At 59.6% G+C, this 22,340-nt stretch carries 18 protein-coding genes; 11 read left to right on the forward strand and 7 right to left on the reverse strand.

Going from position 1 to position 22,340, the window contains the following annotated elements:
• The first annotated feature begins 6 nt into the window (after positions 1–6).
• A complete protein-coding gene (gene fpr / locus ICY20_RS02465) occupies positions 7–786 on the forward strand; it encodes a ferredoxin-NADP reductase (RefSeq protein ID WP_003231344.1) in 780 nt (259 codons plus the stop codon).
• A gap of 149 nt (positions 787–935) precedes the next feature.
• Here fpr and tsaA read toward each other — a convergent pair whose 3' ends face one another.
• The 6 genes from tsaA to ICY20_RS28290 all read right to left on the reverse strand — a co-directional run bounded on the left by tsaA (position 936) and on the right by ICY20_RS28290 (position 7,195).
• A complete protein-coding gene (tsaA, locus tag ICY20_RS02470; RefSeq protein WP_159956713.1) occupies positions 936–1,631 on the reverse strand; it encodes a tRNA (N6-threonylcarbamoyladenosine(37)-N6)-methyltransferase TrmO in 696 nt (231 codons plus the stop codon).
• 3 nt (positions 1,632–1,634) lie between these two features.
• Positions 1,635–2,096, reverse strand: a complete 462-nt coding sequence (locus ICY20_RS02475; RefSeq protein WP_159956711.1) for a YehS family protein — start codon at positions 2,094–2,096, stop codon at positions 1,635–1,637.
• A 68-nt stretch (positions 2,097–2,164) separates the two neighbouring features.
• On the reverse strand, positions 2,165–2,875 hold the full coding sequence (locus ICY20_RS02480) for an rRNA pseudouridine synthase (RefSeq protein WP_159956709.1): 711 nt from the start codon (positions 2,873–2,875) through the stop codon (positions 2,165–2,167).
• Between the two features lie 123 nt (positions 2,876–2,998).
• The gene (locus tag ICY20_RS02485; RefSeq protein ID WP_159956707.1) at positions 2,999–3,469 is read right to left on the reverse strand and encodes a GNAT family N-acetyltransferase; all 471 of its coding nucleotides are present in this window, start codon (positions 3,467–3,469) and stop codon (positions 2,999–3,001) included.
• A gap of 93 nt (positions 3,470–3,562) precedes the next feature.
• The gene (rimO, locus tag ICY20_RS02490; protein ID WP_122514473.1) at positions 3,563–4,903 is read right to left on the reverse strand and encodes a 30S ribosomal protein S12 methylthiotransferase RimO; all 1,341 of its coding nucleotides are present in this window, start codon (positions 4,901–4,903) and stop codon (positions 3,563–3,565) included.
• 354 nt (positions 4,904–5,257) lie between these two features.
• Complete coding sequence (locus tag ICY20_RS28290; RefSeq protein WP_194936858.1) at positions 5,258–7,195, reverse strand: acyltransferase family protein; 1,938 nt, start codon at positions 7,193–7,195, stop codon at positions 5,258–5,260.
• A gap of 618 nt (positions 7,196–7,813) precedes the next feature.
• On the opposite strand from ICY20_RS28290, the gene ICY20_RS02500 reads away from it, so the two are divergent.
• The 3 genes from ICY20_RS02500 (at position 7,814) to ICY20_RS02510 (ending at position 11,405) form a co-directional block, all read left to right on the forward strand.
• Positions 7,814–9,715, forward strand: a complete 1,902-nt coding sequence (locus tag ICY20_RS02500) for a potassium transporter Kup (RefSeq protein WP_159956701.1) — start codon at positions 7,814–7,816, stop codon at positions 9,713–9,715.
• 125 nt (positions 9,716–9,840) lie between these two features.
• Positions 9,841–10,947 (forward strand): NADH:flavin oxidoreductase/NADH oxidase, encoded by a 1,107-nt coding sequence (locus tag ICY20_RS02505; protein ID WP_159956699.1) that lies wholly within the window; start codon positions 9,841–9,843, stop codon positions 10,945–10,947.
• Positions 10,948–11,219: 272 nt separating this feature from the next.
• Positions 11,220–11,405, forward strand: coding sequence for a hypothetical protein (locus ICY20_RS02510; protein WP_159956697.1), 186 nt, complete (start codon positions 11,220–11,222; stop codon positions 11,403–11,405).
• Between the two features lie 126 nt (positions 11,406–11,531).
• On the opposite strand, the gene ICY20_RS02515 is transcribed toward ICY20_RS02510, so the two are convergent.
• Complete coding sequence (locus ICY20_RS02515; RefSeq protein ID WP_159956695.1) at positions 11,532–13,157, reverse strand: glucan biosynthesis protein D; 1,626 nt, start codon at positions 13,155–13,157, stop codon at positions 11,532–11,534.
• A 301-nt stretch (positions 13,158–13,458) separates the two neighbouring features.
• On the opposite strand from ICY20_RS02515, the gene ICY20_RS02520 reads away from it, so the two are divergent.
• From ICY20_RS02520 to cheB, 7 genes are all read left to right on the forward strand, one after another.
• Positions 13,459–14,166, forward strand: coding sequence for a tellurite resistance TerB family protein (locus tag ICY20_RS02520; protein ID WP_194936859.1), 708 nt, complete (start codon positions 13,459–13,461; stop codon positions 14,164–14,166).
• A 790-nt stretch (positions 14,167–14,956) separates the two neighbouring features.
• Complete coding sequence (locus ICY20_RS02525) at positions 14,957–16,579, forward strand: methyl-accepting chemotaxis protein (protein WP_159956691.1); 1,623 nt, start codon at positions 14,957–14,959, stop codon at positions 16,577–16,579.
• On the forward strand, positions 16,579–17,091 hold the full coding sequence (locus ICY20_RS02530; protein ID WP_159956689.1) for a chemotaxis protein CheW: 513 nt from the start codon (positions 16,579–16,581) through the stop codon (positions 17,089–17,091). The genes ICY20_RS02525 and ICY20_RS02530 overlap by 1 nt, the downstream gene beginning before the upstream one ends.
• Positions 17,088–18,347 (forward strand): CheR family methyltransferase, encoded by a 1,260-nt coding sequence (locus ICY20_RS02535; RefSeq protein WP_159956687.1) that lies wholly within the window; start codon positions 17,088–17,090, stop codon positions 18,345–18,347. Before ICY20_RS02530 ends, ICY20_RS02535 begins: the two co-directional genes overlap by 4 nt.
• Entirely contained in the window at positions 18,344–19,045 is a 702-nt protein-coding gene (locus ICY20_RS02540; protein WP_159956685.1) for a chemotaxis protein CheW, read from the forward strand. Before ICY20_RS02535 ends, ICY20_RS02540 begins: the two co-directional genes overlap by 4 nt.
• Positions 19,042–21,309, forward strand: coding sequence for a hybrid sensor histidine kinase/response regulator (locus ICY20_RS02545; protein ID WP_159956683.1), 2,268 nt, complete (start codon positions 19,042–19,044; stop codon positions 21,307–21,309). Before ICY20_RS02540 ends, ICY20_RS02545 begins: the two co-directional genes overlap by 4 nt.
• Positions 21,306–22,316: a chemotaxis response regulator protein-glutamate methylesterase gene (gene cheB / locus ICY20_RS02550; protein ID WP_159956681.1), complete on the forward strand. Its 1,011-nt coding sequence runs from the start codon at positions 21,306–21,308 to the stop codon at positions 22,314–22,316. Before ICY20_RS02545 ends, cheB begins: the two co-directional genes overlap by 4 nt.
• Positions 22,317–22,340 lie beyond the last annotated feature (24 nt).

The following is a 22,340-nucleotide window of genomic DNA, read 5'->3' on the forward strand; positions in this document are numbered from 1 at the left end:
CCGTACATGAGCAACATGAACCACGAGCGTGTCCTCAGTGTTCATCACTGGAACGACACTCTGTTCAGCTTCAAGTGCACCCGTGACCCGGGCCTGCGCTTCGAGAACGGTCAGTTCGTGATGATCGGCCTGCAACAGCCCAACGGCCGCCCGCTCATGCGCGCTTACTCCATTGCCAGCCCGAACTGGGAAGAGCATCTGGAGTTCTTCAGCATCAAGGTGCCGGATGGCCCGCTGACTTCCCAATTGCAGCACTTGAAGGAAGGCGACGAGATCATCATCAGCAAAAAACCGACAGGCACCCTGGTGCTTGACGATTTGAAGCCGGGCAAACACCTGTACTTGCTCAGCACCGGTACTGGCCTTGCTCCGTTCATGAGCGTGATCCAGGACCCGGAAACCTACGAGCGCTTTGAAAAAGTGATCCTGTGCCACGGCGTGCGTTACGTCAACGAAGTCGCCTACCGCGAATTCATCACCGAGCATCTGCCGCAGAACGAATTCTTCGGCGAGGCCCTGCGTGACAAGTTGATCTACTACCCAACCGTGACCCGCGAGCCGTTTGAAAACGAAGGCCGCCTGACCGACCTGATGCGCAGCGGCAAGCTGTTCACCGATATCGGTCTGCCTCCGATCAACCCCGAGGACGACCGCGCCATGCTGTGCGGCAGCCCAAGCATGTTGGACGAGACCAGCGAAGTGCTGAACAGCTTCGGCCTGAAAGTTTCGCCACGCATGCGTGAGCCGGGTGATTATTTGATCGAGCGTGCGTTCGTCGAGAAGTAAGCACTGCTACAAAAAATTGTGGGAGCTGGCTTGTGTGGGAGCTGGCTTGCCTGCGATAGCATCACCTCGGTTCAACTGAATGACCGCGGCGTTTGCATCGCAGGCAAGCCAGCTCCCACACAAGCAGCTCCCGCAGTTGTTTCTGGCGTTTATCCGGCTGGAAGCACTTCCAGCACACAAATCAGCCCCGCCTCGGGATAGTGCCACCGCACATCCACATCCCAAAACTGCGCGCCATACTCCCGCTCAGGCCCTGGCGTCTGATACGCCGGTCGCGGGTCCTGCGCCAAACACTGCTCAATCAACGCCACCAACGGCTCATCCAGCCGCTGAGCATGGCCTTGTGCCTGATGCAGGGCGGTCTTAAGCCACTGCACGGGAATCAGCGCGGGCGCACCACTGGCCATGTCATTGGTCGCGGTGTCGATGATGTCTGCGTACGGCACGTACGGCTTGATATCCAGCACCGGCGTGCCATCCAGCAGGTCGATCCCGGAAATCCACAGCTTGCCAGGCTCCACCTTGTCGAGCTTCACCACCGACTGGCCAATACCATTTGGTCGATGGGTCGCGCGGGTGGCAAATACGCCCATGGACGTGTTGCCGCCCAGGCGCGGCGGGCGCACCTTCAAGCGTGGCTTGTCTTCCAGGGCCTGGTGAAACAGGAACAGCAGCCACACATGGCTGACCTGCTCCAACCCCTGCACTGCCTCGCCGCCGTCAAACGGCGCCACCAGCTCCAGCACGCCACGGGCGGCCGGCGCCAGTTGCGGTTGGCGCGGGATGGCGAACTTCTCCTTGAAGCAGGAGCGCACAAAACCGACGGGCGAGACACTGTAGCTCATGGCTTAAGTACGAACCCGTAGGGTCAGGCCCTTGAGGAAATTACGCAGCAACTGGTCGCCACACGTACGGTAGTTGGTGTGACCAAACTTGCGGAACAACGCGCTCAGCTCAGGCTTGGACACCGGGAACTCGGCGGCCTTGAGAATCGCGTGCATGTCGTCTTCCTTCAGCTCGAAGGCCACGCGCAGCTTCTTGAGGATGATGTTGTTGGTCACCGGCGTTTCGATTGGCTGCGGCGGGCGGCTCTCGTCCTTACCGCGTTTGAAGATCACCAGGCCATCAAGGAAATACGCCATGACGTCATCCGGGCAGAACACGAAGCCCTCTTCCTCATCTTTCTTGAGGTAGGTCAGCAGGTCTTCCTTGGTCACGTCCATGCCGCCGAGCTTGATGATCTCGACCATCTTGTTGTCGCTGATGTCGAGCATGTAGCGCACGCTGCGCAGTACGTCGTTGTGAATCATGGTGGGCAATCCTGATATTCAACTGAGGGCACCGCCAAATCAGGCGGTGCCGAGAAAAGGGGAGCGGCTTAGAACTTCTCTTTGCCGGACAGGTAACGCCATTGGCCGACCGGCACTTTGCCGATAGATACGCCGCCGATGCGGATACGACGGATGGCAATGACTTTGAGGCCAACCGCTTCGCAGAACAGTGCTATCACGCCCGGCTGCGGGTTCTTCATCGCAAAACGCAGGCGGTTTTCGTTCTGCCAGCTGGCTTTGACTGCTGGCAGCTCCTTGCCTTTGTAAGTCAGGCCGTGGTTCAGGCGGTTGAGGCCGTGGGCAACCATGTCGCCTTCGACCTCCACGACGTATTCCTGCTCGATCTTGGCGGCATCGGCGGTCAACTTGCGCAGGATTTTCCAGTCCTGGGTAAACACCAGCAGGCCGCTGGCCTTGGCTTGCAGGTCGGCGCTGGCGGTCAGGCGCAGGAAGTGGCCCTTGAGCGGGCGCTTGCTGAAACGGTGCTCTTCGGACAAAGTCTCGGCGCTGATCGACGCCATCGCCGTTTCCGCATCCACACCCACGGGGGCGTGCAGCAGGATGGTCACCGGCTCAGGCACAGTGGCCTTGGCGTCCGGGTCCAGTTCGACTTTTTGAGTGGTGACCTTGAATTGCGGCTCGTCGATCACTTCACCGTCCACCGAGACCCAGCCGCCTTCGATAAACAGCTCAGCCTCCCGACGGGAGCAACCGACCAGTTCGATAAGGCGTTTGGAGAGGCGTATGGGGTCAGTCATGACAAGGGCCGTAGCAAAAGGGGGCGGCTATTGTACCTGTGTGGGGCCGGTTAATCCCGGACCCATTTCAGGGCAATGGCGTTATTTGGCTCAACTCGGTCTAAATGTGGGAGCGGCGTTGAGTCAGCCGCTACATATTTGTTGTTGCTGGCGCAAACGCAGATGCAGCAACGGATAAGGCTGGCCTAAACCATCATGCTCCGTCCGTCCGATCACCTCGAAGCCCTGCTTGATGTAGAAACCCAGGGCCTGCGGGTTCTGTTCGTTGACGTCCAGCTCATCGGCATTCATGTGCTCGATGGCATAACGCAGCAACTGCCGGCCAAGCCCCTGGCCTCGGTGTTGCGGGTCGACGAACAGCATCTCCACCTTGCCTGCCGCCACGCCGGCAAACCCGGTGATGCACTGGCGTACGTCTTTGGTGCAGATCAGCATCACGCAATCGAGGTAACGCGTGAGCACCAAGTCTTTCAGCAACACGATGTAACTGTCCGGCAGAAAGTCATGGGTGGCCCGTACCGATGCCTCCCAAATTCGCGCCAACTCTGCGTAGTCGCTGGTTTTAGGTGTATAGATAACCGAATGCTGACGCATGCCCGCCGTCCTTTACCGATGATTGGCAAAACGATAGACGTAAAAAAGCCCCGCATCTTGTCCAGAGGCAGGGCTTTTTAGATTGTTACCGACTTAGTCGCGCTTTTCAGCCCACAGGTCGTATTCGTCAGCGTCGGTCACAGTGCACCAGACCTTGTCGCCCGGCTTCAAACCGCTGGCATCGTCGATAAACACGTTACCGTCGATTTCCGGCGCGTCGAAGAAGCAACGGCCAACCGCACCTTGCTCGTCAACTTCGTCGATCAGCACTTCGATTTCCTTGCCGATGCGCAGTTGCAGACGGGCCGAGCTGATGGCCTGCTGATGGGCCATGAAGCGCTCCCAACGGTCTTGCTTGACGTCGTCTGGCACTACGGCCAGGTCCAGCAGGTTGGCCGGGGCACCTTCAACCGGGGAGTACTGGAAGCAACCCACGCGGTCCAGCTGCGCTTCGGTCAGCCAGTCCAGCAGGTACTGGAAGTCTTCTTCGGTCTCGCCAGGGAAGCCGACGATGAAGGTGGAGCGGATGATCAGCTCCGGGCAGATCTCGCGCCAGTTCTTGATGCGCGCCAGGGTCTTGTCTTCGAAGGCCGGGCGTTTCATGGCCTTGAGCACTTTCGGGCTGGCGTGCTGGAACGGGATGTCCAGGTACGGCAGGATCTTGCCGGCGGCCATCAGCGGGATCAGCTCGTCCACGTGCGGGTACGGGTAAACGTAGTGCAGGCGCACCCACACGCCCAGGCTGCTCAGGGCTTCACAGAGTTCGGTCATGCGGGTTTTCACCGGCGCGCCGTTCCAGAAACCGGTGCGGTACTTTACGTCGACGCCGTAGGCGCTGGTGTCTTGCGAGATCACCAACAGCTCTTTCACGCCGGATTTGACCAGGCGCTGGGCCTCGTCCAGCACGTCGCCGACCGGGCGGCTCACCAGCTTGCCGCGCATCGACGGGATGATGCAGAAGCTGCAACTGTGGTTGCAGCCTTCGGAAATCTTCAGGTATGCATAGTGGCGCGGGGTCAGCTTGATACCTTGCGGCGGCACCAGGTCGATCAGCGGGTTGTGGTCCTGACGCGGCGGCACCACTTCGTGCACGGCATTGACCACCTGCTCGTATTGCTGCGGGCCGGTCACGGCCAGCACGCTTGGGTGTACATTGCGGATATTGCCTTCTTCCACACCCATGCAGCCGGTCACGATGACCTTGCCGTTTTCCTTGATGGCTTCGCCGATCACTTCCAGGGATTCAGCCTTGGCCGAGTCGATGAAGCCGCAGGTGTTGACCACCACCACGTCCGCGTCCTGGTAAGTGGACACAACGTCATAGCCTTCCATACGCAGTTGCGTGAGGATGCGCTCGGAGTCAACGAGCGCCTTCGGGCAACCCAGGGAAACAAAGCCAACCTTGGGGTTGGCTTTTGCGGGAGTGGTGGACATGTCTAACCTCGGTATTGAATGACGCCGCCGGTCGGGCACGACAAGGCGGTGGACGGGCACTTGGTGTGCCTCTGATCAAAAAGTGCGCAATTCTAGCGGCGGGCGGGGCACTTGACCAGCTTTATGCGGGGAAATGCGACGAGTGCTTTGACTCTCTACTCCCCCGCAAGCCTCTTCGATAGCCCGATTTTATCTGGCAGCCGCAAGACCGCGGCGAAGTGCTTGTGGGCCGCTGGGCCGACAGCTACTTTTGGCATTCGCTTGCCGCTGCAGCTGCCGGTCGAGTTGTACGCCGTAAGGAAGCTGTTGCTCAGGAGTTTTGCATACAGCTTAAATCAGTGCCCTTTGATGGGTTTAAAGCATCGTTTGAAACATAGGTATGAGCCTTCTGTTTCCAAACTCACTTAAGTGGCTCGCATCATAGTAAAATGGACGTCCTGATTCACTTCCGCTGCACCTGTCGTCATGGCAAAGGTAAGGGACGGGATCAAGGATCGTTACACCACATTCGTTAGCAGCAGCGTCCTGTGTTTGATAGACGAAGGCATGTCTTTTTTTGTAGGCGTCCATCGTTATAGAGATTTCAGCGTTCGAGTTTACCGTGAGCCTGCGTGCAAGGTACTTGGGTACATTGAATGACATTTCCGGGAAAGGCCTAACCAAGTACACCTTGCGAGTTTTTGAAATCTTGCAAATCGTACTTACGTAGTTATCGGAGTATTCTTGTAGAAATGCAGGTACCGGGTGCTTGTAAGGCTTGCTGAAATAAATATAAGGCGAGTCTTTGGGTAATGTTGGTCCGCCTTCATCGCCTAGCGGGTAAGAGGAGGAGCGGTTGACGATGATTACAGGGATTTTAGCGTCTAGGTTTTTGAGCTTTTCGAATGCCCAATCATTAAACTCACGACATTGTCGGTCATTAACGACCAGGTTTAGTTTGAAGATTGTTGGGCAGCTGGCATAGCTCCACTCTTGTACTTTTAAGCTTTTGTCGGGTAATGCTGCTTCTACAGCGGTCACTACAGAGTTGGCATGACTGTCACCCCAAACGATGGCCGCGATATCGCCTTCACCGCCATAATTACAAGCGGGTGATTCAACCCCTTGCCCCAGCATGCATTCGTCGCGTCTCGGGTTGCTGTTAAGCGCTTCCTGTTCCGTCAAGGTAGTGTCCGTATTTAAACGGTCGGGAAAGCTTTTCTTTTTAAATAGCTGGCCCGCGTTAGCGATACAGAGTATTGCAATGGCTAACAATGCCGTATTTTTGAAAGCGGTATTCTGTCTTAGATAGTTTTGAGGGGTACGCTCAAAAGCATGATAGGACGCGGCGCCGAGAGCGACGGTTAAAATGATACCGACTACAATCCACCTTGGTTCCTCTTGGACTTGGAAGAACACAAGTGATACGACAATTGGCCAGTGCCACAAGTACAGCGAGTATGAGATTTTCCCACAGAGCTGCATCAGCCTGTTCTCAAGCAGCCAGAAGTTACCGGCTGCCCATATGACAATAGCGCAGCCAAGCACCGGTGCTAACGTTAGCGCTCCTGGCCACACTCCACTTTCTGTAAGAAATATGCTGGACAGGACGACGGCCGCAAGCCCTAGAAGCCCTAAAGCGTATCTGGCCTTCTTCTGAAGGGTCTTGCTTGGGAGTAAGTAAACTAATCCTCCAGCAGCCATTTCCCATGCTCGGGTGCCTATAGAGTAAAAGTTAATAGCGGCTCTGCTTTCAGCTATCAAGCTGGAAGCTAAATAGGAGGTGAGGGCGAGTAATGTGATAGCGCCGACTAGTGTCGATTGTCGTTTTGAAAATTTCGACACTGCCATAATTAATATTGGGTACAGTAAGTAAAACTGCCATTCAACCGAAAGTGACCATGTGTGCAGTAGGAATTTTTCATGTGAAGCGCTATCAAAGTATCCAGAGTCTTTCATGAATTGATGGTTGGAGAAAAATAGAACACTTGATTTTACTTGCTTGCCAAGCTCTTTTAGCTCCGCTGCTGGCAGAAAGAACCATCCCAATATCAAGAGCACCGTACACAAGGCTACCAGCGCTGGGAATATACGCTTGGCCCGAGCCAAGTAAAATTCGAAGAGGCTAAATTTTTCGTGCTTTATTTTGGAAGTGATTATTTCAGTCATTAAGTAACCTGAAATAACAAAAAACACATCAACGCCTACGAACCCCCCTCCAAAGCCACTGACGCCAAAGTGATATAAAATTACCGCGATCACAGCGACCGCTCTGAGACCATTGATATCTTTTCGAAAGGTAGCTTTCTGCACTGTGACTTATCCATGTCATTTAGCGGGTGGGAATCCGGCGCGCATGATGCCTGATGATTGGGCGTTAATAAACCAATTTGCCATCATCGATGCTTGAGGTGGAGGCCGTTGGGGCGATCGTAACTAGCCCTCGGAATCTCCATTGGTAAGGATTTTTTTGCGAAAGAGTACTTATCTCCCTCCCACCGACCGACTTATCCTGTTTTTCCTTCCCCATGAATGCTAGGCCTAAGTCTTTGCCGGCGTTGCCGCGCTCTACTTTGTGCGTGCTCAGGCCGCACCGTTTGAAGTCCTCAGTTGGGGTTGGCTTTTGTGGGAATGGTTGACATGTCTAACCTCGGTATTGAATGAGGCTGCCAGTCGGACACGACAAGGCGGTAGGCGGGCACTTGGTATGCCTCTGATCAAAAAGTGCGCAATTCTAGCGACGGGCAACACACTTGATCCGCTTTATGCAGGGAAATGCTCTCACCGCTGCGCTATGCTTCGCGCCGTTGCACACGGGTATTCCCCCGAGGTCAATAAAACGTCTGTTACGAGAAGTAAAACAGCGCATGCTACGGTCAGCTAAGGCGCGCTGTTTATAAAAGACCTCAGGTCAAAGGGCAGGAGTGGTTGATGGGTCAGGCAAGTAGTCCGGCGGCAGGCGCCGAGCATTCCACCGCGAAGCCGATTGGCATGTTGGTGGCCGCGGTCGGGGTGGTTTATGGCGATATCGGGACCAGCCCGCTCTACACCCTCAAAGAGGTGTTCAATGGCGGGTACGGGGTGCAGGTCAACCATGACGGCGTCTTGGGGATTCTGGCGCTGATTTTCTGGTCGCTGATCTGGGTCGTGTCGATCAAATACATGCTGTTTGTACTGCGCGCCGATAACCAGGGCGAAGGCGGCATTATGGCCCTCACCGCCTTGGCGCGGCGAGCGGCGGGGGAGCGCAAGAAGCTGCGCAGTTTCCTGGTGGTGTGCGGCCTGTGCGGCGCGGCGCTGTTTTACGGTGACAGCATGATCACCCCGGCGATTTCCGTATTGTCCGCCGTAGAGGGCCTGGAACTGGCGTTCGATGGCCTGGAGAAATGGGTCGTGCCCATTGCCCTGGTCGTGCTGGTGGCGTTGTTCCTTATCCAAAAGCACGGCACAGACCGTATCGGCAAGCTGTTCGGGCCGGTGATGGTGACCTGGTTTCTGGTGCTGGGCGGCCTGGGCATTTATGGCATCACCTTGCACCCTGAAGTGCTCAGTGCGATGAACCCGATGTGGGCCGTGCGCTTCTTCGAGGCTCACCCTGGCATTGGCGTGGCCATTCTCGGTGCGGTGGTGCTGGCACTGACCGGCGCCGAAGCGCTGTACGCCGACATGGGCCACTTCGGCCGCAAACCCATTGCCCGCGCCTGGTTCATCCTGGTGCTGCCAGCGCTGGTGCTCAACTACTTCGGCCAGGGCGCTATGCTGCTGGGCGACCCGGAAGCGGCCCGCAACCCGTTCTACCTGCTGGCGCCGAGTTGGGCGCTGATCCCGCTGGTGGTGTTGTCGACCCTGGCCACGGTGATCGCGTCCCAGGCGGTGATTTCGGGCGCATTCTCCCTGACCCGCCAGGCGATCCAACTGGGTTACATCCCGCGCATGCATATCCAGCACACCTCCAGCGCCGAGCAGGGCCAGATCTACATCGGCGCGGTGAATTGGTCGTTGATGGTCGGCGTGATTTTGCTGGTGCTCGGCTTCGAGTCCTCCAACGCACTGGCCTCGGCCTACGGCGTAGCCGTGACCGGGACCATGTTGATGACCACCATCTTGGTGTCGGCCGTCATGCTGCTGCTGTGGAAATGGCCGCCGATACTGGCGGTGCCGGTGCTGGTCTGCTGCCTGCTGGTGGACGGCCTGTACTTTGCCGCCAACGTGCCGAAGATCATTCAGGGCGGCGCCTTCCCGGTCTTGGCGGGGATTGTGCTGTTCGTGCTGATGACCACCTGGAAGCGCGGCAAGCAATTGCTGGTGGAGCGCCTCGACGAAGGCGGCTTGCCGTTGCCGATCTTTATCAGCAGCATTCGCGTGCAACCGCCCCATCGCGTGCAGGGCACGGCGGTGTTCCTCACGGCGCGCCCGGATGCAGTGCCCCACGCGCTGCTGCACAACCTGCTGCATAACCAGGTGTTGCACGAGCAAGTGGTGTTGCTCACGGTGGTTTACGAAGACATCCCACGGGTGCCGGCTGCGCGGCGTTTCGAGGTGGACTCCTTCGGTGACGGCTTCTTCCGTGTCATTCTGCATTTCGGTTTTACCGATGAGCCGGATGTGCCCGAAGCGCTGAAATTGTGCCACTTGGATGACCTGGACTTCAGCCCAATGCGCACCACCTATTTTCTCAGTCGCGAGACGGTGATTGCTTCGCGCATCAAGGGCATGGCGCGCTGGCGTGAAAGTCTGTTTGCCTTTATGTTGAAAAACGCCAACGGCAACCTGCGCTTCTTCAAGCTCCCGGTAAACCGGGTGATTGAGCTGGGCACCCAGGTCGAAATGTAAGCGCCAGCAGCACGGGAGCCGGCAATCGGCTCCCGCTTTGTGTCTGAACCCTGTGCAATCCACCGTTGTCGACTAGGCTCTAGGCACTGTTGAACAGTGCCCATAGAACTCAGAAGAGGTGCGCCATGAGTCAGCTGCTCGAACCCTACACCCTGCGCCAATTGACCCTGCTCAACCGCATTGCGGTGTCGCCGATGTGCCAATACTCCGCCGAAGATGGCTTGGCCAACGACTGGCACCTGGTGCACCTCGGCAGCCGTGCCGTGGGCGGCGCCGGGCTGATTTTTACCGAGGCCACCGCCGTGACCGCCGACGGCCGCATCACCGCCCAGGACCTGGGGCTGTGGAACGACGCCCAGATCGAACCGCTGCAACGCATCACTCGATTTATCGCGGCCCAAGGCGCTGTAGCCGGTATTCAACTGGCTCACGCCGGGCGCAAGGCCAGCACCCATCGGCCGTGGATCGGCAAGCATGGCAGCGTCAAGGTGGATGACGGCGGCTGGACACCGGTCGGGCCTTCGCCGATAGCCTTCGACCCGCAGCACACCCAACCCAAACCGTTGGATGAAGACCATATCCAGCAAGTGATCGCCGACTTTGTCGCCGCCGCCAAGCGCGCCCTGACCGCCGGTTTTGAAGTGGTAGAAATCCACGCCGCCCATGGCTACCTGCTGCATCAATTTCTGTCGCCCATCAGCAACCAGCGTCAGGACCAATACGGCGGCTCGTTTGAAAACCGCATCCGCCTGGTGCTGCAAGTGACTGCGGCCGTGCGCGAAGTGTGGCCCCAGGAGCTGCCGCTGTTTGTGCGGGTGTCGGCCACCGACTGGGTGGAAGACGGCTGGAACCCCGATGAAACCGTAGAGCTGGCGCGCCGCCTGAAAGACCTCGGCGTGGACCTGATCGACGTGTCCTCCGGCGGCACCGCCGCGAATGCCGAAATCCCCACCGGCCCTGGTTACCAGACGCGTTTTGCCGAGCGGGTGCGCAAGGAGTCGGGGATGGCCACTGGTACCGTTGGCATGATCACCGAGCCAGCCCAGGCCGAGCACATCCTGCGCACCTGCCAGGCCGATATCATCTTTCTTGCCCGGGAACTGTTGCGTGATCCGTACTGGCCATTACATGCCGACGATGACCTGGGTGGGCGCAAGGCAATCTGGCCGGCGCAGTACCAACGGGCCACCCATCGCGACCAGCCGATTCATGAGTCAGATCTGAGGGACTAAACCTCTAGGCACGCCACCAGAACCCACCCTGACCCGGTGGGTTTTTTATCGCCTGCAGGGTGGGAAAACCCTGTAGGTATTTGTTACCGCGATAGTTTTTTTAAGTAAATACTCTAAAAAAACCCCACAAACGGCGAGATAGTTTCTACGCTTAGGGTAGGTCTGGTTTCTGGCCCAGGGAGTCAGTCTGTTTGTCCACGGAGGCATTGCGCTTCACGGGAGGCGGGTAATGGGCGAAAGGAGTATTTGATCGTTATCAGGAGAAACAGTCCATGGCCAAGTCCAATGGTGTTGCGTGTGTGGTGGTGTCTTTTCTGACTCGCAGTGTGCTGCCGAGGCCTCGAAAGCTGAGTTCGGATGAGGCTGAATTGCTGGCGCAGTACCGCGCCCTGACCGAAAACGATCAGGTGGCAATGCGGTATTTGATTGGGGCGATGAAGAGCGTGTCGCGGTTTTAGTGGGCGGTTAAACCCTGTTGGAGCGGGCTTGCCCGCGATGCAGGCACCTCGGTGTGTCAGTCACACCGCGGTGATGCTATCGCAGGCAAGCCAGCTCCCACCTATACCGGCTCCAGGTTCAGAGCATCAAGTGTACTTACGCAGCTCTGGCGCTGGCGGGAAGTACTGGTACAGCCAGGTCTCACTCAAGGTGCGATCCTGGGTGCGGATAAACAACCGCAGTTCCACCGGCTCCACGCTGTCGCTGGTCGGGTACCAGTCGAACAGAATCCGGTAGCCCTTGATGTTATCGAGCACCAACACGCTGAAGTCTTTTACTTCGCCGTGGGAGCAAGTCACTACCGGCTCGATCCCAGTGCCGGCTGGCAGACGATCCAGGCCGCCGCCTTTGAAATCCACCGCAAAGCGACGAGCCCAAACCAGCGGGTAATGCTCGCCCGGTGCCCAGCCCTCGGTAAAACCGCCCATGCCGGAACGGGTCGCATCGACCTGCGCCAACGGTGTGCTCACCGGTGGCAACGCGCTCCAGTACAGCTTGTAGCCGTAGTTCAGCGATTCGCCGGCGGCCACGGGTTTCTTCGGCGTCCAGAAGGCCACGATGTTGTCCAGGGTTTCGCCGGTCGTAGGGATCTCCAACAGGTCGATGGAGCCTTCACCCCATGGCGTGGTGGGCTCGACCCACAGGCTTGGGCGCTTGCTGTACCAGTCCACGGTGTCCTGGTAGCTGGCGAACTCATGGTCGGTCTGCACCAGGCCGAAACCTTTCGGGTCTTTGTCGGCGAAGGCGTTGAACTGCAGCTTGGCCGGGTTGTTCAGCGGGCGGCAGATCCACTCGCCATTGCCGCGCCACATCGCCAGGCGGTCCGAGTCGTGGATTTGCGGGTGGATGGTGTCGCACATGCGGCGCTCGTGGGTGCCGCAGCTGAACATGCTGGTCATCGGTGCGATGCCCAGTTGCTCGATGGCGGTGCGTGCATTGATATGGGCGTCGATGGCCATCACCACTTGGTTGGCCTGGCAGTCGATATCGAAGCGGTAGGCACCGGTGGCGCTTGGCGAGTCGAGCAGGGCATACACCACGAAACGGGTGGCGTCTTTATCCGGGGTTTCGAACCAGAACTGCGTGAAGTCGGGGAATTCCTCGCGTTTTTTCGCGTAGGTGTCGATGGCCAGGCCTCGGGCCGAAAGGCCGTACTGCCCGGTGTTGTCCACCGCACGGAAGTAGCTGGCGCCAAGGAACGACAGCACGTCGTGGCGATCCAGTTCCGGTGCCTTGAACAGCTTGAAACCGGAGAAACCCAGGTCACCGGTCAGCTGTTTGGTGTCCACCGTGGTTTTTTCATAGTTGAACAGCGAAGGGCGGAAGTGCACCTCGCGGGCCTCTCTGGTCTTGGGGTCGACGCTGTGCATGCGCACCGGTGTCTTGAAACCCATGCCGACGTGGAAGAACTGCACGTCCAGTTGGCCGTTCAGTTCCTTCCACAGCGAATGCTTGCCGTCGTAGCCGATGGCGTTGAAATTCTGCGGGGTCATGGTCGCCAGGGTCGGCGGTAGCACCTGTTTGGTGTCTTTATAGGCGGTCCCGGCGAGTTGCTTGGCCTGGGCCTTCAGCGTTTCAAAATCGAACGACACGGCCTTGCCATCAGCGGCGCGGTTCCCGGCCCACGCCTGCGCGGCGAGCAGGCCGCTGGCGGACAAACCGGTGTAAGCCGCAATGGCCATGGAGGCTTTGAGCAAATTCCTGCGGTGCATAGAGACAACCTGTCGTGAGCAAATCCCGAGCCGTTCCTGGCGCGTAGCGGATAAGAAATTACGGTTCGGACATGCCTTCGGCCAAACGCAACGGACAATAAACAGACGCCGGATAGCTTAAGCGGTTCGATGACGTAGGAAAAATGATTGATAGCGGGGTGATGGCTCCGCATGTGAAACAAGATATGTATCAGTCCGCACTGCGTTACATCTGGAAGCACTATAGCTCGGGGCTTTTTGGCACTTAGTTTTACGCTGGGGGCCTATTGGTCCTATGAACTTTAGTGTCTGGAGGCTACGAATGAATACCCGTGGATTGCTCGATCAATTGCTCAAGTCTGGTCAGGACATGCTGCAAAACAAGGCTGGCGGCCAGCGTAAACAGGAAGACAAAGGCGCTTTGGGCGGTTTGCTCGGCGGTGGTGGCTTGGGCAGTCTGCTGGGCGGTGCCGGTGGCGGTGCATTGGCCGCAGGTGCCATGGGCCTGCTGCTGGGGAATAAAAAGGCGCGCAAATTCGGTGGCAAGGCTCTGACTTACGGCGGCTTGGCAGCGTTAGGTGTGATCGCCTACAAGGCCTATGGCAACTGGCAGGCCCAACAAGCCTCGGCGCCAAAAGGCGAACCGCAAACCATCGACCGTTTGCCACCGGCCGAGGTCGAACAACACAGTCAGGCCATCCTCAAGGCCCTGGTCGCTGCCGCGAAGGCTGACGGTCATGTAGACGAGCGCGAACGCACGCTGATCGAAGGCGAGTTCACTAAGCTCGATAACGACCGTGAATTGCAAAGCTGGCTACACGCCGAACTTAACAAACCCCTCGACCCTGCCGATGTCGCTCGCGCCGCCGGCACCCCGGAAATGGCTGCAGAGATGTACATCGCCAGCGTGATGCTGGTGGATGAGGAAAACTTCATGGAAAAGGCCTACCTCGACGAGTTGGCCCGCCAGCTCAAGCTTGAGCCAGGCCTAAAGGCTGAATTGGAAAAACAGGTGCGGCTGAACACTTAAGTACCTGCTGTACGCTGATCAACATGTGGGAGGGGGCTTGCCCCGATGGCGGTATTTCAGTCAAGTTACATGTGGCTGACGCACCTCTATCGGGGCATAGGTATCTACACAACCACTGCCACCCGCATCCCCCTGGCTGTGGCTGTGGCTGTGGCTGTGGTTTTTGATTTGGCTTTTGATCTTGATCTTAGGCGCCCCGTTAACCACGCTGGCCGAACGCAGGCTTGAATCCGTGGGTAACCCGGCAGGACGCCGGGTTAGCCGTCCTGGGCCAAGGATGGCCCATGACGGCGGCCCACGGATTCAAGCCGGAGTGAGGGCACACCGAGCCTAAGCGAGGTGCCGAGTGGTGGGGCAAGAGCCCTTTGGTTACTTTGGGGCTCTTTTCCAAAGTGACCCGCCGTAAGGGCGGAACCCATATCAGCCCTCACCCAAATAACGGATATGTACTCCGACAAAACCCCCTCCAGCGCCTGACACATAGCTACCGCAGGCAAGCCAGCTCCCACACTCGAGCCGGTTTACACCCGGTAAAACTCAGCCGACTGCCAGGTCGTCACGGGAGCAAGCTCCCTCGCCACAGGTCCAGCAGCAATGCTCAAAGTTGTGTAGATATCCATGCCCCGATGGCGGTGTTTCAGTCAAGTTACAGCTGGCTGATGCACCGCTATCGGGGGCAAGCCCCCTCCCACATTCGTATTCTGTGAGCACTCGATCAAAACCCATTGATTAATGAGGGCTTCTGCTCAGCTATACTCCCCCCATTTGAATGGCCCTTCGAGGAATTACTGTGAAGAACTGGACCTTGCGCCAACGCATCTTGGCAAGTTTTGCGGTCATTATCGCCATCATGCTGTTAATGGTTGTGGTCTCCTATTCACGGTTGCTGAAGATCGAAACCAGCGAAGTGGCGGTACGCGACGACGCAGTGCCGGGGGTTTACCTCAGTTCCATGATCCGCAGCGCGTGGGTCGACAGTTACCTGCAAACCCTCGAATTGCTGGGCCTGCGCGAAGACAAAAAGCTGAGCGATGCCGACAAGGCCGACTTCAAGTCTTTCGAAGCGCGCATCCTGCAGCAGATGGGCAATTACGAAAAAACCATCGCCTCCGGCAACGATCGCTCTGAGTTCGATAAATTCGAAGCGTTGCACCAGACCTACAACAAGAGCCTGACCACGGTGCTCGACAACTTGCAGAGCGGTAACCTGGCCGCTGCCCGCAAAGAGTTCGACACCCAGTTGACGCCGACGTGGACCGCAGGCCGCATGAAGCTCAACGACATCATTACCGAAAACAAGAACGTCGCTGATCGGGCGACCAACGCCATCGATGACGCGGTATCGGCGGCGAAAATCAGTATGTTCCTGTCCCTGGCCGTGGCGATCTTCGCTGCTGGCCTGTGTGGCCTGCTGCTGATGCGCGCAATCATGGCGCCGATGCAGCGCATCGTGGAAATCCTCGAGACCATGCGTGGCGGCGACCTGAGCAAGCGCCTGAATTTGGAGCGCAAAGACGAATTCAACGCGGTGGAAACCGGCTTCAACGATATGATGACCGAGCTCACGGCCCTGGTATCCCAGGCTCAGCGGTCGTCGGTGCAGGTCACCACCTCGGTGACTGAAATCGCAGCCACCTCCAAGCAACAACAAGCCACCGCCACTGAAACTGCCGCCACGACTACCGAGATCGGCGCCACTTCCCGCGAGATCGCCGCCACATCCAAGGATTTGGTGCGCACCATGACTGAAGTGTCCACCGCCGCCGACCAGGCCTCGGTAGCCGCCGGTTCCGGCCAGCAAGGCTTGGCGCGCATGGAAGAAACCATGCACTCGGTGATGGGCGCTGCGGACTTGGTAAACGCCAAGCTCGCAATCCTCAATGAGAAGGCCGGCAACATCAACCAGGTGGTGGTGACCATCGTCAAGGTTGCCGACCAGACCAACCTGTTGTCCCTCAACGCCGCCATCGAGGCCGAGAAGGCCGGTGAGTACGGGCGCGGTTTTGCCGTGGTCGCCACCGAAGTGCGTCGCCTGGCTGACCAGACCGCCGTGGCCACCTACGACATTGAACAGATGGTGCGCGAGATCCAGTCGGCGGTGTCGGCCGGTGTGATGGGCATGGACAAATTCTCCGAAGAAGTACGTCGCGGCATGTTCGAAGTGCAGCAAGTGGGCGAGCAACTGTCGCAGATCATCCACCAGGTACAGGCCCTGGCGCCGCGGGTGTTGATGGTCAACGAAGGCATGCAGGCCCAGGCTACCGGTGCCGAGCAGATCAATCACGCGCTGGTGCAACTGGGCGATGCCAGCAGCCAGACGGTGGAGTCCTTGCGCCAGGCCAGCTTTGCCATTGATGAACTGAGCCAGGTTGCGGTCGGTCTGCGCAGCGGCGTGTCGCGTTTCAAAGTCTGATGAGCGACCTCGCGGCTAAACGCGGCGCCGTCCCGGCAGCGAAAAAGGCATTGTTCCTGGTGTTTCACATCGGCAGCGAACGCTATGCCCTCAAAGCCACCGAAGTGGCCGAAGTGCTGCCGCGCCTGCCGCTCAAGCCCATTGCCCATGCGCCGCTGTGGGTGGCCGGCATCTTTGCCCATCGTGGCACGCTGGTGCCGGTGATCGACCTGAGCGCGCTGACCTTTGGCGCACCGGCCCAGGCTCGCACCAGCACGCGGCTGGTGCTGGTCAACTACCAACCCGAGCCGTGGAGTGAGCCGCGCTGGCTGGGGCTGATTCTCGAACAAGCCACCGACACCCTGCGTTGCGACCCGGCGCAGTTCCAGCCCTACGGCCTGGAGAACCGTCAGGCGCCTTACCTGGGGCCGGTGCGCGAAGACGCGTTGGGCCTGATGCAATGGATCGGCGTGAATGAGTTGCTCACCGACGATGTGCGCGCCGTGTTGTTTTCTGCCGAGTTGAGCGTATGAGCAACGACCCGCGGTTCTTTGCCTTCTTGAAGGAGCGCATCGGCCTGGACGTGGCATCCGTGGGAGAGGCCATCATCGAACGTGCGGTGCGCCAACGTATCCAGGCAACCCCCGGGCAGACGGCGGGCGAGTACTGGCAGCAACTGCAAAGCTCCCACGATGAGCAGCAAGCGCTGATCGAAGCGGTGATCGTCCCCGAGACCTGGTTTTTCCGTTACCCCGAATCTTTTGCGACCCTGGCCCGGCTGGCCAAGGCGCGGCTCGTCGACATCAAGCAGATGCGCGCATTGCGTATCCTCAGCTTGCCGTGTTCCACCGGCGAAGAGCCCTACTCGATTGCCATGTCCCTGCTGGACGCCGGCCTCGCGCCGCATCAGTTCAAGGTGTTGGGCCTGGATGTCAGCCCGTTGTCGGTGGAGCGTGCGCGGCGTGGGGTGTATGGCAAAAACTCGTTCCGTGGCGGTGATCTGGAGTTTCGTGACCGGTACTTCACCGAGTCTGCCGACGGCTTCCATATTGTCGATCGCGTGCGCGAACAGGTACGCCTGCAAGTCGGCAACCTGCTCGACCCGGCGCTGCTGGCCAATGAGGCGAGCTACGACTTCGTGTTCTGCCGCAACCTGCTGATCTACTTTGATCAGCCGACCCAGAAGCAAGTGTTCGATGTGCTCAAGGGCCTGACTCACGTCGATGGCGTGCTGTTTATCGGCCCCGCCGAGGGTAGCCTGTTGGGGCGTCATGGCATGCGTTCGATTGGGGCGCCGCAGTCATTCGCGTTCAGTCGTCAGGGGGCGCCGCACAAGCCTGAGCCGGCGTATGTGCCGGTCCCGATGCCGCCGCCCGTGCGTACGGCGGCATCGGTTCCGGTCAAGCCACGCCCGTTCAGTACGGTCACTGCCCAGGTGGTGCCGATCAAGGCGCTGTCGTCCGATGCAGACACGTTGCTCAGCCGCATCGCCACGCTCGCCAACGAAGGCAAAAGCGCCGAGGCCCGTGCCGCGTGCGAGCAATACTTGAACAGCCACCCGCCGTCCGCCCAGGTGTTTTACTGGCTCGGGCTGCTCAGCGATGTGGCTGGCAGTGCCCTGGAGGCCCAGGGGTTTTACCGCAAAGCCTTATACCTGGAGCCGCAGCACCCGCAGGCCTTGATGCACCTGGCCGCGTTGCTTGAGTCCCAGGGCGACAGTGCGGGGGCGCGCCGTTTACAGGCGCGGGCCGCCCGTAGCGAGCGAGCTGACAGTGAGTCCAAACGATGAGTAGCACTGACGCGCTCAATACCGCAGGCCTGGACCTGACCCTGGCCGACACCCAAGCCATCGATGACTGCTGGAACCGCATTGGCATTCATGGCGACAAGTCGTGCCCGCTGCTGGTGGACCACATCCACTGCCGCAACTGCTCGGTGTATTCCGCCGCCGCCACGCGCCTGCTGGACCGCTATGCCTTGCAGCAGGACGATCATCGCCCCCAGGCCGCCGTTGAGCGTGGCGAAGAGGTGGTCACCCGTTCGCTGCTGATGTTCCGGCTTGGCGAGGAATGGCTGGGCATCGCCACCCGCTGCCTGGTGGAAGTCGCCCCGCTGCAACCGATTCATTCCCTGCCACACCAGCGCTCCCGTGCCTTGCTGGGTGTGGCCAACGTGCGTGGCGCTTTGGTTGCGTGCCTGTCGCTGGTCGAACTGCTGGGCCTGGATGCCACAAATAGTGGCGCCAGCGGTGGGCGTATCATGCCGCGCATGCTGATCATTGCCGCCCAGGATGGTCCGGTGGTGGTGCCGGTGGATGAAGTCGACGGTATCCACGCCATCGATGAGCGCACCTTGAAGGCCGCATCGGCCTCCGGCACCCAGGCCAGCGCGCGCTTCACCCAAGGCGTGTTGCAGTGGAAAGGCCGCAGCCTGCGTTGGTTGGACGAGGCGCAATTGTTGTCCGCCGTGACCCGGAGCCTCACATGACCCCCGACCAGATGCGCGATGCCTCGCTGCTGGAACTGTTCAGCCTGGAAGCCGACGCGCAGACCCAGGTATTGAGCGCGGGCCTGCTGGCCCTGGAACGCAACCCGACCCAGGCCGACCAACTCGAAGCCTGTATGCGCGCCGCCCACTCCCTCAAGGGCGCGGCGCGGATTGTCGGGGTAGATGCTGGGGTCAGCGTCTCCCACGTGATGGAAGACTGCCTGGTCAGCGCCCAGGAAAGCCGGCTGTACCTGCAACCTGAGCATATCGACGCGCTGCTGCAAGGCACCGACCTGCTGATGCGCATCGCCACGCCCGGCAATGATGTCGGCCCGGCGGACATAGAGGCCTATGTGGCGTTGATGGAGCGCTTGCTCGACCCGTCCCAGGCGCCGGTGAAAGCTGCGCCGCCGCCAGCCCAAGCCCCAGTCGTTGAAGAGCTGCCGCCAGAACCCGAGCCCGCGCCGCCGGTTGTGGCCGAGCCGCCGCGCCAAAACAAACGCATGACCGAAGGCGGCGAGCGCGTGCTGCGGGTGACCGCCGAGCGCTTGAACAGCCTGTTGGACCTGTCGAGCAAGTCCCTGGTGGAAACCCAGCGACTCAAGCCTTACCTGGCCAGCCTGCAACGCTTGAAGCGCATGCAAAGCCAAAGCGTACGCGCCCTCGACACCCTGGACGGCCAACTCAAGACCCTGGACCTGAACCTCGAAGCCCAGGAAGCCCTGGCCGATACCCGTCGCCTGCTCAGTGAAGCCCAAGCCCTGCTGGCGGAAAAAACCGCCGAGCTGGACGAGTTCGGCTGGCAGGCCGGGCAGCGCGCCCAAGTGCTCTACGACACCGCACTGGCCTGCCGCATGCGGCCGTTCGCCGACGTGCTGGCCGGGCAAGTGCGCATGGTGCGTGACCTCGGCCGCAGCCTGGGCAAGCAAGTGCGCCTGGAGATCGAGGGTGAAAAAACCCAGGTCGACCGCGATGTACTGGAAAAACTCGAAGCGCCGCTCACCCACTTATTGCGCAATGCCGTCGACCACGGCATCGAAATGCCCGAGCAGCGCGTGCTGGCGGGCAAACCGGCTGAAGGCCTGATCCGCCTGCGCGCGTCCCATCAGGCCGGCTTGCTGGTGCTGGAACTGAGTGACGACGGCAATGGTGTCGACCTGGAGCGCCTGCGCGGCACCATCGTCGACCGCCACTTGTCGCCGCTGGAAACGGCGTTGCGCCTGAGCGAAGAAGAGCTGCTGACGTTCCTGTTCCTGCCGGGTTTCAGCCTGCGGGACAAGGTCACCGAAGTGTCCGGGCGTGGTGTTGGCCTGGATGCGGTGCAGCATATGGTGCGCCAACTGCGCGGCGCGGTGGTGCTGGAGCAAACGGCGGGGCAGGGCAGTCGTTTCCATCTGGAAGTGCCATTGACCCTGTCGGTGGTGCGCAGCCTGGTGGTGGAAGTCGGCGAAGAAGCCTACGCGTTCCCGCTGGCTCACATCGAACGCATGTGCGACCTGGCGCCGGACGACATCGTGCAGCTGGAAGGCCGCCAGCACTTCTGGCACGAAGGTCGGCACGTCGGCCTGGTGGCCGCCAGCCAATTGTTGCAGCGCCCACCGGGGCAAAATAACCAGGAGACCTTGAAGGTCGTGGTGATTCGCGAGCGCGATGCGGTCTATGGGATCGCCGTTGAACGCTTTATCGGCGAGCGCACCCTGGTGGTCTTGCCGCTGGATGATCGCCTGGGCAAGGTCCAGGATATCTCCGCCGGTGCCTTGCTCGACGACGGCTCGGTGGTGTTGATTGTCGACGTTGAAGACATGCTGCGTTCGGTAGACAAGCTGCTCAACACCGGCCGCCTGGAACGCATCGCCCGGCGCAGCCAGCAGGCCAGCGAAGCGCCGCGCAAGCGCGTGCTGGTGGTCGATGACTCACTCACCGTGCGTGAACTGCAACGCAAATTGCTGCTTAATCGCGGTTACGAAGTGGCGGTGGCGGTCGATGGCATGGACGGCTGGAACGCGTTGCGCTCCGAAGACTTCGACCTGTTGATCACTGATATTGATATGCCTCGCATGGACGGTATTGAATTGGTCACACTCTTGCGTCGTGATACTCGCCTGCAATCGTTGCCGGTGATGGTGGTGTCGTACAAAGACCGTGAAGAAGATCGACGCCGTGGCCTGGATGCCGGCGCCGACTATTATTTAGCCAAAGCCAGTTTCCACGATGACGCCCTGTTGGACGCCGTGGTGGAACTGATCGGAGGCGCGCGGGCATGAGGATTGCGATCGTCAATGATATGCCCCTGGCGGTCGAGGCCTTGCGCCGCGCCTTGAGTTTCGAGCCAGCCCATCAAGTGGTGTGGGTCGCGAGCAATGGCCTGGAAGCCGTGCAGCGCTGCGCCGAACTGACCCCGGACTTGATCCTGATGGACCTGATCATGCCGGTGATGGACGGCGTGGAGGCCACGCGCCAGATCATGGCCGAGACACCGTGCGCCATCGTCATCGTGACCGTTGACCGCCAGGCCAACGTCAGTCGCGTGTTCGAGGCCATGGGCCACGGCGCGCTGGATGTGGTCGATACGCCGCCTTTAGGCGTGGGCAACCCCAAGGATGCAGCGGCGCCGTTGTTGCGCAAGATCCTTAATATCGGCTGGCTTATCGGCCAGCGCGGCAGCCGCGTACGCGCAGAAACCGCGCCCCAGCGCATCACCGGCAAGCGCGAAAGCCTGGTGGCCATCGGCTCTTCGGCCGGTGGCCCGGCGGCGCTGGAAACCCTGCTCAAGGGCTTGCCCCGGGACTTTCCCGCCGCCATTGTGTTGGTGCAGCACGTGGACCAGGTGTTCGCCGCCGGTATGGCCGAATGGCTGAGCAGTGCCTCCGGCCTGCCGGTACGTCTGGCCCGCGAGGGTGAACCGCCGCAAAGCGGTGTGGTGCTGCTGGCCGGCACCAATCACCACATACGGTTATTAAAAAATGGCACGCTGGCCTATACCGCAGAACCGGTGAACGAGATTTATAGGCCTTCAATCGATGTGTTTTTTGAGAGTGTGGCCAGCCATTGGAATGGCGACGCTGTGGGTGTGCTGCTCACCGGCATGGGCCGCGACGGGGCCCAGGGCCTCAAGTTGTTGCGTGAACAAGGTTATTTGACCATCGCCCAGGATCAGCAGAGCTGCGCGGTGTATGGCATGCCCAAAGCGGCGGCGGCGATTGATGCTGCTGTTGAAATTCGCCCACTGGATAGAATTGCGCCCCGACTGTTGGAGGTCTTTGCAAAATGATGTCTGCCCTCCGCAGTGCTGGCT

The organism is Pseudomonas pisciculturae, from assembly GCF_015461805.1.
GTDB lineage: Bacteria > Pseudomonadota > Gammaproteobacteria > Pseudomonadales > Pseudomonadaceae > Aquipseudomonas > Aquipseudomonas pisciculturae.